Raw genomic sequence first — 12,902 nt, forward strand, 5'->3', positions numbered from 1 at the left:
GCCCCCCTGTTTTCGACCCCGCCTTCACGGGCAGGGTGACCCAGGGGTCAAAGACTCCGGGTCTGGTTTGACCCGTTTGGGGGTAGTGGGTCTATAGTGACCTTGACCCTTTTTGTCATGCTCTGAGAAAGGGACGTGATTCCCGGGGTTTATCCAAATCGCCGGTTTGGCAAGGCCATTGCAAATGTCGGAAGCCGGAAACTCCATGGGAACCCTCGTCGCACAGGCACAAGCGCAAGACCCAGTCGCCCGCGGGCGGCTGCTGCTCGTGGACGACGAGGAGAACATCCTCAAGTCCATCCGGCGGGTGCTGCGGCGGGGCGAGTGGGACATCGAGACGGCGACGGACGCGGAATCCGCGCTGCGCACGCTGGAGCGGTTCCACCCGGAGGTCGTCATCTCCGACTTCCGCATGCCGGGCATGAACGGGGTGGAGTTCCTCACCCAGGTGAAGCTCCAGGAGCCCCGGGCCCAGCGCATCATGCTGACGGGGCAGGCGGATCAGCAGGCCATCGAAGAGGCCATCAACCGCTCCGAAATCTTCCGCTTCATCTCCAAGCCCTGGAACGACAGCCACCTGGTGCTCACGGTGAAGAGCGCCTTCGAGCAGTACGCGCTCCACACGGAGAACGACCGGCTCTACCGCGTCACCCAGGAGCAGAACGCGGAATTGAAGCGCCTCAACGCGGACCTGGAGGAGCGCGTCGCCGTGCGCACGCGCCTCTTGTCCGCCGCGAAGCGCGAGTGGGAGCTGTCCTTCGACTGCATGGAGACGCCGCTCGCGGTGGTGCGCGCGCGGGACTTCGCGGTGCGCCGCGCCAATGTCGCCTACGCGCAGGTGGCCCGCCGCTCCATCGAGGAAGTGCCGTCCGACGTCCCGTGCCACCAGTACCTCTTCGGCCGTGACACGCCGTGCGCCGGCTGCCCGCTGCCCTCCGCGATGGAGAGCGGCAAGGGCGCGCGCGGAGAAGTGCAGCAGGGCGGGCGCAGCTACGTGGTGGCCGCCTACCCGTTCGCCGGTGACGACCGCGCGGTGTGCACCTACCGCGACGTCACCGAGGAGCAGGGGATGACCCGCCGGCTCATCGAGACGGAGAAGATGGCCGCGGTGGGCCAGCTCGCGGGCGGCGTGGCGCATGAGATCAACAACCCGCTGGGCGGCATCCTCGCCTTCGCGCAGCTCATGTCGCGCGACGTGGGCCGCAGCGCGAACGACCTGGAGTCGCTGAAGCTGATTGAAGAGAGCGCGCTGCGCTGCAAGCGCATCGTGGAGAGCCTGCTGAAGTTCAGCCGCCACAGCCGCGTGGAGGACCGCCGCCTCTTCGACGTGTCCAAGTGCGTGGAGGACGCCGCGGTGCTCTTCCGCGCGCAGCTCAAGTCCATGCCCCGGGTGGAGCTGAAGCTGGGCCTGAAGGACGCGCTGCCCAAGGTGTACGGAGACCCCGGCCAGCTCGCGCAGGTGGTGCTCAACCTGCTGCAGAACGGCCTGCACGCGCTGCCCAATGCCCAGGGGCGCCTGTCCCTGGAGACGGGCCGCGAGGGCGACCGGTGCTTCTTCGCGGTGACGGACACCGGGACGGGCATCGAGGAGCGCCACCTGCCGCGCATCTTCGAGCCGTCCTTCACCACCAAGCCTCCGGGTGAGGGTACGGGCCTGGGCCTGTCCATCGCCTACCGCATCGTCCAGGACCACGGGGGCACCTTCCAGGTGGACACCCACGTGGGCCAGGGCTCCCGCTTCACCGTCTTCCTGCCCATTCCCCTGCAGCTCGAGAGGTTGCCGTGAACCAAGTCAAGCGCGCCAAGGTCCTCGTCGTCGATGACGACTCCGTCGTCCTCAAGGCCGTCACCCAGATCCTCCAGCGGGAGGGACACCCCGTCGTCGCCATCGACGATGCGGTGGAGGGGCTCGCGGCCGCCAAGGACCCGTCCATCGACGTGGTCGTGCTCGACATCAAGATGCCGCACCTGTCCGGCATGGACCTGCTGCGCGCCATCAAGGCGGACCGCCCGGACGTGGAGGTCATCATGATGACGGCCTTCGCCACCGTGGAGACGGCGGTGGAGGCGGTGAAGGCGGGCGCGTACGACTACCTCACCAAGCCCTTCGAGAACATCGACGAGGTGAGCCTCACGGTGGCCAAGGCCGCCGAGCGCAAGGCCCTCAAGGACCGCACGCGCGCGCTGGAGGAGGCGCTCACCGCGCGCAGCCAGTTCGAGGACCTCATCGGCCAGTCGTCGCAGATGCGCGCCGTGTTCAAGCTGGTGGAGACCGTCAGCCACTCCACCGCCACGGTGCTCATCCAGGGTGAGTCCGGCACGGGCAAGGAGCTGGTCGCGCGCGCCATCCACTACCGCAGCGCGCGCCGGGACAAGCCCTTCGTCGCCGTCAACTGTTCGGCGCTGACGGAGACGCTGCTGGAGAGCGAGCTGTTTGGCCACGTGAAGGGCAGCTTCACCGGCGCCACCGGCAACAAGAAGGGCCTCTTCGAGGCGGCCGATGGCGGCACCATCTTCCTCGACGAGATTGGCGACGTGCCCCCCGCCACCCAGGTGCGCCTGTTGCGCGTGCTCCAGGAGGGTGAGGTGAAGCGCGTGGGCGCCAACGAGCCCGTGAAGGTGGACGTGCGCGTCATCGCCGCCACGCACGTGGACCTGTCGCGCGCCAAGGAGCAGGGCAAGTTCCGCGAGGACCTGTTCTACCGCCTCAACGTCATCACCATCGACCTGCCGCCCCTGCGCGACCGCCCGGAGGACGTGCCGCTGCTCGCGCACCACTTCCTCAAGGTCTACACCGCCAAGGCGGACAAGAAGGTCAACGGCATCAGCCCGCGCGCCATGGAGGCCCTCACCTGCAACCGGTGGACGGGCAACGTGCGCGAGCTGGAGAACGTCATCGAGCGCGCGGTGGTGCTCACCTCCAACGAGGCCATCGACGTGGAGGACCTGCCGCCCGGCTTCCAGGCCGCGCCCCAGGCCGACTCCGCGGTGGAGGTGTTCAGCCTGGCGCACCTGCCGTACGCCCAGGCCAAGCGCCTGGCCATGCGCGCCTTCGAGCGCCGCTACCTGTCCGCGCTCCTGGAGAAGAACAACCACAACGTGTCCAGCGCCGCGCGCGCCGCCGGGGTGGACCGCTCCAACTTCCGCCGCCTGCTCAAGCAGTACGAGGTGGCCGGCCGCAGCATGAAGCCGCGTCAGCCCAAGGGGCCGGACGCCGACAACGGGCCGGGACTCCCCGTGCTCGAAGCCGTCTCGTAAGTCCCGTCCGCTCGAAGCTGTAGGGCCCGGGCGCGGGACGGCGCTTCAGCCGTCCTCTCCGGGCTCGCGGGGCTCGCGCCCGTCCCGGGCCTCGCGCCGCGCGGCGAGCTGCTGCTGGAGGGACTCGTAGCGCTCGGACAGCTCCGCCTCGAAGCCGTTGCGCGTCGGGGTGTAGAAGCAGCGGGCGCGCAGGGCGTCGGGCAGGTAGTCCTCCGGGACGTAGTTGCCCTCGAAGTTGTGCGGGTACTTGTACCCGCCGCCGTAGCCCAGCGACTTCATCAGCTTCGTGGGCGCGTTGCGCAGGTGCATCGGCACTGGCAGCGCGCCCTCCTTCGTCACCGCCTCGCGCACGGCCGCGTACGCGGCGATGACGGCGTTCGACTTGGGCGCCAGCGCCAGGTAGGTGACGGCCTGGGTGAGGGGCAGGGTGCCTTCGGGCAGGCCCATCAGCTGGAAGGCCCGGAGCGCGTCCACCGCCACGCCCAGCGCGCGCGGGTCCGCGTTGCCCACGTCCTCCGACGCGAAGATGACCATGCGGCGGAAGATGAAGACGGGGTCCTCGCCCGCCTCCAGCATGCGCGTCATCCAGTACAGCGCCGCGTCCACGTCACTGCCGCGCATGGATTTGATGAAGGCGCTGACGACGTTGTAGTGCTCCTCGCCGCCCTTGTCGTAGAGCAGCAGCTTCTGCTGGAGCGCCTCTTCGGCGACCTTGCGGTCCACCACCGCGCCGCCGTGGGCCGCCGCTGCCTCCAGCGCGGTGAGGGCCCTGCGCGCGTCGCCCCCGGCCGCGTCCGCGATGAAGTCCAGCGCCGCGTCGTCCACCGTCACCCGGCCGCCCAGGCCCTTGGGGTCCGCCACCGCGCGGCGCATCACCGCCACCAGCTCCTCCTGCTCCAGCCCGCGCAGGGTGACGACGCGGCAGCGCGACAGGAGCGCGGCATTCACTTCGAAGGAGGGGTTCTCCGTGGTGGCGCCGATGAGCGTCACCGTGCCCTTCTCCACGTGGGGCAGGAGCGCGTCCTGCTGCGACTTGTTGAAGCGGTGGATCTCATCGATGAAGAGCAGCGTGCGCTGGCGGTGGAGCTTCCAGCGGTCCTGCGCGCGGGCCACCGTCTCGCGGATGTCCTTCACGCCCGCGAGCACGGCGGACATCGTTTCAAACGCGGCGCCGGTGGAGCGGGCGACGAGCTGGGCGAGCGTCGTCTTGCCCGTGCCCGGCGGGCCCCAGAGGATGAGGCTGGGCACCTGGTCGCTCTCCAGGGCGCGGCGCAGGAAGCGCCCCTCGCCGGTGAGGTGCTCCTGGCCCAGGTACTCGGCGAGCGTGGTGGGGCGCATGCGCTCGGCGAGCGGCGCCAGGGTGGCCGTTTCCTTCTGGCTGGCGTGGTCGAACAGGTCCATGTCGCCTCTGAACCTAGCGTCCCAGCCGCCCGCGCGCCCCTCCTGATGGGCTCCGGAGGCTCTGGGGATGTCCTGGGGCGGGCAGGTGCGTCATTTCCCTTGTACGGGCGGCCGGCCGCCTGGACTAGAACCCGGGGGGCGTGCAGACCCTGGTCATCGTCGCGAAGAGAGACACCCCGCAGGCCATGGCCCTGGCGGCGGAGATCCGTGAGCGCTACCCGAACCTCACGGTGCTGGCGGACCGTGCGCTGGCGCATGCGCTGAACTGGCCTCGCATCGAGGACCGGGAGCTGGCGGCGCGCGCGGAGCTGGTGGTGGTGCTGGGCGGAGACGGCACGCTCATCTACGCGGCGCGGCTGCTGGGCGGACGCAACGTGCCCATCCTGGGCGTCAACCTGGGCAGCCTGGGCTTCATGACCGAGGTGCCGGTGGAGGAGCTGTTCACCCGGCTGGCGGAGGTGCTGGCGGGCAACTTCCACGTGGACTCGCGGATGAAGCTGACCTGCCGGCTGATGCGTGGGGGCAAGGTCCTCATCGAGGATGAAATCCTCAACGACGTGGTCATCAACAAGGGCGCGCTGGCGCGCATCGCGGACCACGAGACGTCCATCGATGGGGTGCCCATCACGACCTACAAGGCGGACGGCGTCATCCTGGCCACGCCCACGGGCTCCACCGCGTACTCGCTGTCCGCGGGCGGGCCCATCGTCCACCCGTCGGTGGACTGCACCATCCTGTCGCCCATCTGTTCGCACGCGCTGACCCAGCGGTCCATCGTGGTGCCCGCCGACCGCACCATCCGCGTCACGCTGAAGAGCGAGACGGCGGACACGTACCTCACGCTGGATGGCCAGACGGGGCACTCGCTGCAGACGGGGGACTGCATCGAGGTGGTGCGCTCGCCCAACCGCGTGGGGCTGGTGCGAAATCCGCGCGTGGCCTTCTTCACCATCCTCCGGCAGAAGCTCCACTGGGGCGAGCGCTGAGCTGGGGTGGGGCTCCCCTCCGACGGGAGCGGTAGGGTAGCGTGCCGGCCCGTGACGACGGGTGGGACCACGACGCGTTTCGGGAAGTACGAGCTGCAGGAGCGCCTGGGCGCGGGCGGGATGGCCGTGGTGCACCGCGCGCGCTACACCCTGGCGCCCGGCGTGTCGCGCGCCGTGGTCATCAAGCGCGTGAGGGACCCGTACGCGCAGGACCCGGCCTTCGTGCAGATGTTCCTCAACGAGGCGCGCATCTCCGTGGGCCTGAGCCACGGCAACATCGTGCAGGTCTTCGACTTCGGGCAGGAGGAGGGGGAGTACTTCCTCGCCATGGAGTGGGTGGACGGGCAGCCCCTGTCGCACGTGCTCAAGCGCGCGAAGGTGAAGGGGCTGGCGCACCTGCCGGCGCCGCTGGCGGTGGGGCTGGTGTTGGAGGTCTGCAAGGGCCTGCACCACGCGCACACCCGTCGCGACGAGCAGGGCCGCGCGCTGGGGCTGGTGCACCGCGACGTGTCTCCGGACAACGTCCTCGTGAGCTACGAGGGCGAGGTGAAGCTCACCGACTTCGGCATCGCCAAGGCGCAGTTCGCCGGGCGGCCGGAGACGGAGGCCGGCGTGGTGCGCGGCAAGTACGTGTACCTGTCCCCGGAGCAGACGCGGGCGGAGGCGCTGGATGCGCGCTCGGACGTGTACACGGCGGGCGTGGTGCTCTTCGAATTGCTCACCGGGCGCAGGCCGGCGGAAGGCGACACCCAGTCGGTGATGGCGCGCATCGCGCGGGGGGAGCTGACGCCCGCGCAGACGTACGTGCCGGACCTGGATCCGTCGCTCGGGGCGCTCGTGTCCCGGGCGCTGGCGCTGAGGCGCGATGATCGCTTCGCGAGCGCGGAGGCCTTCCAGCGCGCCCTGGCCGAGTGGCTCGCGTACCGGGCGCCGCTGTTCCCCTCCTCCACGCTGCGCCACTTGATGGGCTGGCTCTTCGAGGAGGAGCTCAAGCTCGCGGGCCAGCCGCCCCGGCTGCCGGAGTCCTTCCTGCGGCAGGTCGCGGTGTGGACGGGGGAGGACGGTCCGGAGGGCCTGGGGGAGCCGGCGACGGCGTCCTCGGTGCACCGCGCGCTCGTGACGGCGTTCCCGGAGGAGCACGTGCCCGGGGCGCTCGTGGGTGCCACCGAGCCCGAGTCCGGCACGTCGCTGCCCGGCTGGCTCTGGGGGGCCATCATCGCGGGGGCGGTGCTCTTCTTCGTCGGGCGCGCGGTGTGGCCCGTGCTGTCGGACGCGCACCCGGGCGCGCGCAAGCTCCAGGTGGTGACGAACCCGCCGGGCGCGGAGGTGCGCTGGGATGGCGTGCGCGCCGGGATGACGCCCACCACGCTGGACGTCGAGTCGGGGCCGGGGAGCCACCAGCTGGAGCTGTTGTTCGTGGGCCATCGGCCCTGGAGGAGCACCTTGTCCGCGGAGGCGTTCCCCGAGCGCGTGCAGGTGGCGCTGGAGCGGATGCCGACCCCGGAGCCGCAGGCCCCGTCCGTCCCGGTGGTGGAGCCCCGGGTGGTGGTGCCGGAGGAGCGCGCGAGGGACCGGGAGAAGTCGGTCGCCCGAACCCGGGCCGAGTACGCCAGGGAGTGGGAGGGCCGGGATCCGAACGCGGCCGCGGCGCACCACCTGGGCATGGTCCACCTCCAGCAGGGCCACGCGTCGCAGGCGAAGTCAGAGTTCCAGCGCTGCCTGCAGGTGGACGAGTCTGCCGCGCCCTGTCACCTGGAGCTGGGGCGGATGGCGAGCAGGGCGTCCCGGGGCAACGAGGCCCACCAGCACTACCAGCGCTACCTGACGCTGCAGCCGCGCGGGGCCGCCGCGCTCGAGGCGCGCCGGTATCTGGCCTCCGGGAAGAAGACCCGGTAGCACGGCGCCCGCGATGTTCCTCGTCCTGTCGAAGGTGTTGGACCTGTTGCTCTCCCCGCTCACCTGGGCGCTGCTCCTGGGCGTTGGGAGCCTGCTGTCGCGCAGGCGCACGCGCGTGTCGGTGGGGCTCCAGCTCGCGGCCCTGGGCGTGCTGTACGCCTTCTCCATCGAGCCGGTGGTGGCGCTGCTCACGCGGGCGACGGAGGGCGGCGCGGTGAGCACCTTCCGCAAGGACACCGTCTACGACGCGGTCATCCTGCTGGGCGGGGGGCTGGACGCGTCGGCCACGGAGCGCTCGGGCCAGCCGGAGTACAACGCCGCGCCGGAGCGCATCATGCGGGGCTTCGAGCTGCTGCGCGACGGCCGCGCGAAAGAGGTGCTGCTGTCGGGTGGCAACCTGGACGCGAGGCCGGAGGCGGTGGTGGAGGCGGAGGTGCTGGCCGGGCAGCTGGAGCACTGGGGCATCGACGCCGGGCGCATCGTGAAGGAGGGCCGCAGCCGCAACACCCGCGAGAACGCGCTCAACGCCGAACCGCTGGTGCGCGAGCACGGCTGGCGCACGCTGCTGCTGGTGACGAGCGCCGCGCACCTGCCACGCGCGGCCGGCTGCTTCGCGGCGGTGGGGCTGCGGCCGGACACGCTGGCGGTGGACGTGCGCTCCTCGCCGCTGCCGCCGGGCCGCATGAGCTGGCTGCCGCGCGCGGGTGGGCTCAGCCAGAGCACGGACATGCTGCGCGAGCTGGCAGGGCGGGCCGTGTACCGGCTGCGCGGGTGGACGACGGAGTAGCTCAAGGGCGGGCCGCACGCTGCGCCAGCACGCGCGGCCCGTGCAGCTTCGTCGGTTGCCACTGCACTCCGGCGTTTGGATGGAGGCCCGCATCAGAGCTGGCCGCCGCAGGTGACCTCATCGCTGGCGTGCGAATGGACGCCAGCTCCGTATGCAGACCGCCGTGGACTACTTCATCGCCGGAGGCGCCTTGAGGCCACCCGGAGGCGCGCCCACCAGGGCGATGCGTCCCTGGGGCTTCGCTCGTGGCGCGGGCCTGCCGGAGCTGAAGGCGCCGGTGAGCGCGTCCCACGGGGACGGTCGCTCCTTGCTCTCGGTCAGCGCGGGCAGCCCCTTGAGCATCGTGTAGCCGTCGTTGCCCGAGGCCACGAAGCTCAGCGTGGCCAGCCGGTACACCGCCGCGTCGTTCAGCGGCTGGCCCCGCACCTCCACGCGCGTCACCCGCTCCCCAGCCGCCTTGCGCAGGTCGTAGGTGAAGCGCATGCCGGACACCTGCGGGAAGCGGCCGGGTGGCTTGCCGTCCACGCTGCTCAGGCTGACGCCGTTCTCCAGCGCCGCGCGCAGCGTCGCCCCCGTCACCTCCAGCACGACGAGCTCGTTGCGGTACGGCATCAGCGAGTACAGCTCACGCCGCGTCATCTGCCCCGCCGGCAGCACCCGGTCCGCACGGATGGCGCCCCCGTTGATGAGCGCCACGTCCGCGCCCGTCGCCTCGCGGAACGCATCCGCCAGGAACGAGCCCAGGTTCGTCTCGCCCAGCCGGTTCTGCGCGCTGCGCGCATCCAGCGCCACCGGCGAGCGGCCAATCCGCTGCGCCAGCGTGGCCAGCAGCGGCGTGTATTGCTCCATCCGGGCGTTGAACGCCGCGTCGTCCGCCACCTTCGCGGTGATGGGCAGCACCTTCCACGCCCGCTTCTTCACCGCCCCCGTCTTCGCGTCCAGGTCCAGCGTGAGCCGGCCCAGGTCCACCGCGTCCTCATCCAGCTTGTAGATGGGGGTGCCCGCGACGGTCTCCTCCACGCGGTCGTGGTCGTGCCCGCCGATGATGACGTCCACGCGCACGCACTTCGCCAGCTCCCGGTCCTGCTCCACCGCGAGGTGCGTGAGCGCCACCACGAGCTGCGCGCCCTCGGCCCGCACCGCGTCCACGGAGCGCTTCGCCGCTTCACAGAAAGGCGTGACGCGCGTGTCCGGGCCCGGCTTGGACGAGGCCTGCGTCTCCGGCAGCACCACGCCGAAGATGCCCACCTTCACGCCGCCCACCTCGCGCACGTCCCACGCCTTGAGCCCGTCGAACACCTGGCCCGACTTCACGCTCATCACGTTGGCGCCCAGCCACGGGAAGCGGGACTGCTGGACGCGCGCGCGCAGCACGTCGTCCCCGAAGTCGAACTCGTGGTTGCCCACGACGGCGTAATCCAGGCCGAGCGCGTTCCACGCGTCGATCATCTGCCGGCCCTTGAGCGCCTCGCCCTCCACCTCCGCCGACGACTCCACCGACGGCGAAATCGTGTCGCCCGCCATCAGCGTGAGGACGTTCGGGGACTCCTTCAGCGCCTGCTTGCGCAGCGTGGCCACGCGCGACAGGCCGCCCCGGTTCTGGGCCGTGGGCTGGAACTGGTACACGTCGTTGACGTGGAGGATCGTGAGGCGCACGGTGTCCGCGGCCGGGGTCGGCGCGGCGGCCTCGGCGGAACGTCCGGCCAGCACCAGCGCGAGCGGCAGGAGCGCAACCCAGGCGCTCACGGTCATCGACTTCGTCATCGGGGGTCGGTCTCTTGCAGGGGCACGGGGAGCGCCAATCCCTCCCGGCGTAGCGCACTCGGCGCTTGAAGGCGAGGGGACCGGACATGGCGCAACGCGCCAGGGGAAAGGGCATCCAGCCGACCGCGCGGTCCTCCCTCAGACGGTGTAGCGCCGGCCCTGCACCAGGGGTTCGATGACGCTGGTGCTCGCGTCGAACGTGTCGGGGTAGTGGATGAGGCGCATCTTCGCTCGCGTGGGCTCCGGCAGCGCGGCCAGCTTCTCGTAGGGCGTGTGCACGCCGTAGTTGGTCTCGTGGATGACGAGGTCCGCCTCCGACAGCCACGCGATGAGGCCCTCGTCGAACGCGGTGTCCGCGCTGTAGCCCAGGCACCGGCCCCCGGCGCGGATGCGGAACGCGGTGGTGGGCACGTGGTGGTAGGTGAAGCGGCACTCGATCTCGAACGGCCCATGCTTCACCGCGCGCTCCAGGTGCAGCGGCGAGTGCGTGAAGTAGTCCTCGAAGTGCTTGTGGCTGGGGTCCGCGCCCTGCTGCTCGATGAGGCACTCCATGCCCGCGGCCAGGTGGCCCTCCCACAGGCGGCGCGTGACGCTCGGGTGCGCAAGCAGCTCCATCTTCCGCTGCAACACGAAGAAGGAGAAGTAGGCCAGGCCCTCCAGGCCGGAGGCGTGGTCCGCGTGCAGGTGCGTGAGGGCCACCGCGCTCACGCGCTCCACGTCCAGCTCCACGCCAGAGGACAGGGACGCCTCGCGCATCATCTTGCGGATGGGGTGCGGGCAGTCCAGCAGCAGCACCTGGCCTTCCGCCTCCAGCGCGAGACACGACGAGTAGTACAGCGCGGAGAACGCGTCACCGACGCCGAGGGGAACGAAGGACAGGCTCATGGGTGGCTCCGGAGGGAAGGGGACAGCCGCTCGCGCAGCATCGCGACGACGGCGGGAGGGCAGTAGGCGGACACGTCCTCGCCGCGCGCGATGCGCTCCTTGAGGGCGCTGCTGGACACCTCGGCGAGGTGCGCTTCGGCGGGCAGGAAGAGGGTGGACAGCTCGGGCGCGAGCGCGCGGTTCATCTGCGCCAGCTCCGTCTCGAACTGCGCATCGGTGGCGCCCCGCACGCCGCGCAGGAGCACGCTCGCGCCAATCTCTCGGGCCAGTTCGACGATGAGCCCCTCGGTGTGCGTGACGGTGACGTTGGGATGCCGCGCCACCGCGTCGCGCACCAGCGCCACGCGCTCGTCCGCCGTCAGCAGGGTGCGCTTGTTCGGGTTGACCGCCACCACCACCACCACGTGGCTGAAGAGGCGCGCCGCCTGGCGCACCACCGACAGGTGCCCCGCGGTGACAGGGTCGAAGCTGCCGGCATAGAGCGCGATGGTCATCACGACACCCCACGAACAGTCCCGGCCGTGAGGGCCCGGAAGGAAGGAAACCGCCGCTGCGACACGAAGAGGCACACGGGGCTCATGCGTCGTCCCTTGCGCTGGGCCCCGCCGCTTCCAGGAGCCCCGCCGCCATGCGCTTCACGGTGCCCGCCGCCGAACCCGGAGGCACGAGCCCGGGGGCGCTCGCGGAGAGCACGAAGTAGCCCTGCACGGCGGCGAAGAGCCCTGCCGCCAGGGGACGTGCCCGGCGCTTGCCCACCACCGCCGCGACGAGCGTCTCCAACTGCTCCAGGTCCGCGCGCACCACGTCCTCGTAGGCGACGCGGACCTCCGGCTGCCGGATGGCCTCCGCGCTGATGGTGACCCAGCCCGCCACCGCCGCCTCGTCCGCGTCCGGCCCGGTGGCGAGGAACGCGTCCACGAAGGCTTCGACCCGCCCGCGCGCGTCGTCCGCCGGAAGCTTCGTCACCCGGGCCGTGAAGCGCTGCCGCGCCTTGGATGCGAGCGAGCGCACCAGCGTGAGGAGGATCTCCTGCTTGTCCTCGAAGTGGTAGTGCACGAGCCCCGGGCTCAGCCCCGCTGCCTTCGCGATTTCGGCCACCGACGCGCCCTCGTAGCCGCGCTCGGCCATGGCCTTGAGCAGCCCGGCGACGATCTGTCCGCGGCGCGCTTCGGTGTTGGAGGGACGGGGCATGGGCGTTTGTTTCTAGGTTGTATGACCAACTTGTAAACAGCGCCAGTCCGGACGTCAAGCCGACCCGGGTGAGCGGGCCGGGACGCCGCGTGGGGGAGGAGGGCCTAGAACGTCAGGACGGACGTCACCTTGTCGGGACCCAGCCGCTTCGCGCCCTCCAGGAAGTCGAGCGTGATGAGGAAGCTAAAGCCGACGATGTTGCCGCCCAACCGGCCGACAAGCCGGGCGGTGGCCTCGGCGGTGCCGCCGGTGGCGAGCACGTCATCCACGATGAGCACGCGCTCGTCCTTGTGGATGGCGTCCTCGTGCATCTCCACGCCGTCCGCGCCGTACTCCAGCGAGTAGCGCTCCACGATGGAGCGGTGGGGCAGCTTGCCGGGCTTGCGGGCGGGGACGAAGCCCGCCTCCAGCGCCAGCGCGATGGGCGCGCCCAGGATGAAGCCCCGCGACTCCACGCCCACCACCTTGGTGATGTGCTGGCCCCGGAAGGGCGCGGACATCGCGGTGACGACGCGGCCGAAGAGGCGCGGGTCGCCCAGCATGGGGGTGATGTCCTTGAAGACGATGCCGGGCTTGGGGAAGTCCGGCACGTCGCGCAGCTGGGCCTGGAGGTCGGAGACGAGCGTGGGGTCGAGGGACATGGAAGGAGGCTCCGGGGGGAACGACGGTCAGTGCGGGGGAGGGCGCCCGTACCGTCCCATGGGGCCCTGACGTCCGGACTCCGGCCCCTGGGG

At 71.0% G+C, this 12,902-nt stretch carries 11 protein-coding genes; 5 read left to right on the forward strand and 6 right to left on the reverse strand.

Features of this window, described 5'->3' with window-relative positions; translation table 11 throughout:
• The first annotated feature begins 205 nt into the window (after positions 1-205).
• Both D7V97_RS29770 and D7V97_RS29775 read left to right on the forward strand, forming a co-directional pair.
• Positions 206-1,786 carry an ATP-binding protein gene (locus D7V97_RS29770; protein ID WP_120614019.1) on the forward strand — a complete coding sequence of 527 codons (1,581 nt, stop codon included), beginning with the start codon at positions 206-208 and terminating at the stop codon, positions 1,784-1,786.
• A complete protein-coding gene (locus D7V97_RS29775; RefSeq protein ID WP_120614020.1) occupies positions 1,783-3,258 on the forward strand; it encodes a sigma-54 dependent transcriptional regulator in 1,476 nt (491 codons plus the stop codon). Before D7V97_RS29770 ends, D7V97_RS29775 begins: the two co-directional genes overlap by 4 nt.
• 45 nt (positions 3,259-3,303) lie before the next feature.
• Here the strand turns inward: D7V97_RS29775 and D7V97_RS29780 are convergent, their stop codons facing one another.
• The gene (locus tag D7V97_RS29780) at positions 3,304-4,659 is read right to left on the reverse strand and encodes a replication-associated recombination protein A (RefSeq protein WP_120614021.1); all 1,356 of its coding nucleotides are present in this window, start codon (positions 4,657-4,659) and stop codon (positions 3,304-3,306) included.
• A 140-nt stretch (positions 4,660-4,799) separates the two neighbouring features.
• Between D7V97_RS29780 and D7V97_RS29785 the strand changes: the two genes are divergently transcribed.
• Genes D7V97_RS29785 through D7V97_RS29795 form a run of 3 tightly spaced genes read left to right on the forward strand, consistent with a single transcriptional unit; the run spans position 4,800 to position 8,328 of the window.
• On the forward strand, positions 4,800-5,645 hold the full coding sequence (locus D7V97_RS29785; RefSeq protein WP_120614022.1) for an NAD(+)/NADH kinase: 846 nt from the start codon (positions 4,800-4,802) through the stop codon (positions 5,643-5,645).
• Between the two features lie 51 nt (positions 5,646-5,696).
• Complete coding sequence (locus D7V97_RS29790) at positions 5,697-7,541, forward strand: serine/threonine-protein kinase (protein WP_120614023.1); 1,845 nt, start codon at positions 5,697-5,699, stop codon at positions 7,539-7,541.
• Between the two features lie 13 nt (positions 7,542-7,554).
• Positions 7,555-8,328, forward strand: a complete 774-nt coding sequence (locus D7V97_RS29795; protein WP_120614024.1) for a YdcF family protein — start codon at positions 7,555-7,557, stop codon at positions 8,326-8,328.
• A 168-nt stretch (positions 8,329-8,496) separates the two neighbouring features.
• Here D7V97_RS29795 and D7V97_RS29800 read toward each other — a convergent pair whose 3' ends face one another.
• From D7V97_RS29800 to D7V97_RS29820, 5 genes are all read right to left on the reverse strand, one after another.
• Complete coding sequence (locus D7V97_RS29800; RefSeq protein ID WP_120614025.1) at positions 8,497-10,092, reverse strand: bifunctional UDP-sugar hydrolase/5'-nucleotidase; 1,596 nt, start codon at positions 10,090-10,092, stop codon at positions 8,497-8,499.
• Between the two features lie 138 nt (positions 10,093-10,230).
• The gene (locus tag D7V97_RS29805) at positions 10,231-10,977 is read right to left on the reverse strand and encodes an MBL fold metallo-hydrolase (RefSeq protein ID WP_120614026.1); all 747 of its coding nucleotides are present in this window, start codon (positions 10,975-10,977) and stop codon (positions 10,231-10,233) included.
• A complete protein-coding gene (gene coaD / locus D7V97_RS29810; protein ID WP_120614027.1) occupies positions 10,974-11,471 on the reverse strand; it encodes a pantetheine-phosphate adenylyltransferase in 498 nt (165 codons plus the stop codon). The genes D7V97_RS29805 and coaD overlap by 4 nt, the downstream gene beginning before the upstream one ends.
• A gap of 82 nt (positions 11,472-11,553) precedes the next feature.
• Positions 11,554-12,168, reverse strand: a complete 615-nt coding sequence (locus D7V97_RS29815; protein WP_120614028.1) for a TetR/AcrR family transcriptional regulator — start codon at positions 12,166-12,168, stop codon at positions 11,554-11,556.
• Between the two features lie 104 nt (positions 12,169-12,272).
• Complete coding sequence (locus tag D7V97_RS29820; protein ID WP_120614029.1) at positions 12,273-12,809, reverse strand: adenine phosphoribosyltransferase; 537 nt, start codon at positions 12,807-12,809, stop codon at positions 12,273-12,275.
• Between the last annotated feature and the right edge of the window lie 93 nt (positions 12,810-12,902).

It is taken from the genome of Corallococcus sp. CA053C (genome assembly GCF_003611675.1).
Taxonomy (GTDB): domain Bacteria; phylum Myxococcota; class Myxococcia; order Myxococcales; family Myxococcaceae; genus Corallococcus.

What these genes read in the sequence shown, in the direction of transcription:
- D7V97_RS29820 (WP_120614029.1), bottom strand. Translation starts at nt 12,809, where the DNA reads ATGTCCCTCGACCCCACGCTCGTCTCCGACCTCCAGGCCCAGCTGCGC.
- D7V97_RS29770 (WP_120614019.1), top strand. Translation starts at nt 206, where the DNA reads ATGGGAACCCTCGTCGCACAGGCACAAGCGCAAGACCCAGTCGCCCGC.
- coaD (WP_120614027.1), bottom strand. Translation starts at nt 11,471, where the DNA reads ATGACCATCGCGCTCTATGCCGGCAGCTTCGACCCTGTCACCGCGGGG.
- D7V97_RS29815 (WP_120614028.1), bottom strand. Translation starts at nt 12,168, where the DNA reads ATGCCCCGTCCCTCCAACACCGAAGCGCGCCGCGGACAGATCGTCGCC.
- D7V97_RS29805 (WP_120614026.1), bottom strand. Translation starts at nt 10,977, where the DNA reads ATGAGCCTGTCCTTCGTTCCCCTCGGCGTCGGTGACGCGTTCTCCGCG.
- D7V97_RS29800 (WP_120614025.1), bottom strand. Translation starts at nt 10,092, where the DNA reads ATGACGAAGTCGATGACCGTGAGCGCCTGGGTTGCGCTCCTGCCGCTC.
- D7V97_RS29780 (WP_120614021.1), bottom strand. Translation starts at nt 4,659, where the DNA reads ATGGACCTGTTCGACCACGCCAGCCAGAAGGAAACGGCCACCCTGGCG.
- D7V97_RS29795 (WP_120614024.1), top strand. Translation starts at nt 7,555, where the DNA reads ATGTTCCTCGTCCTGTCGAAGGTGTTGGACCTGTTGCTCTCCCCGCTC.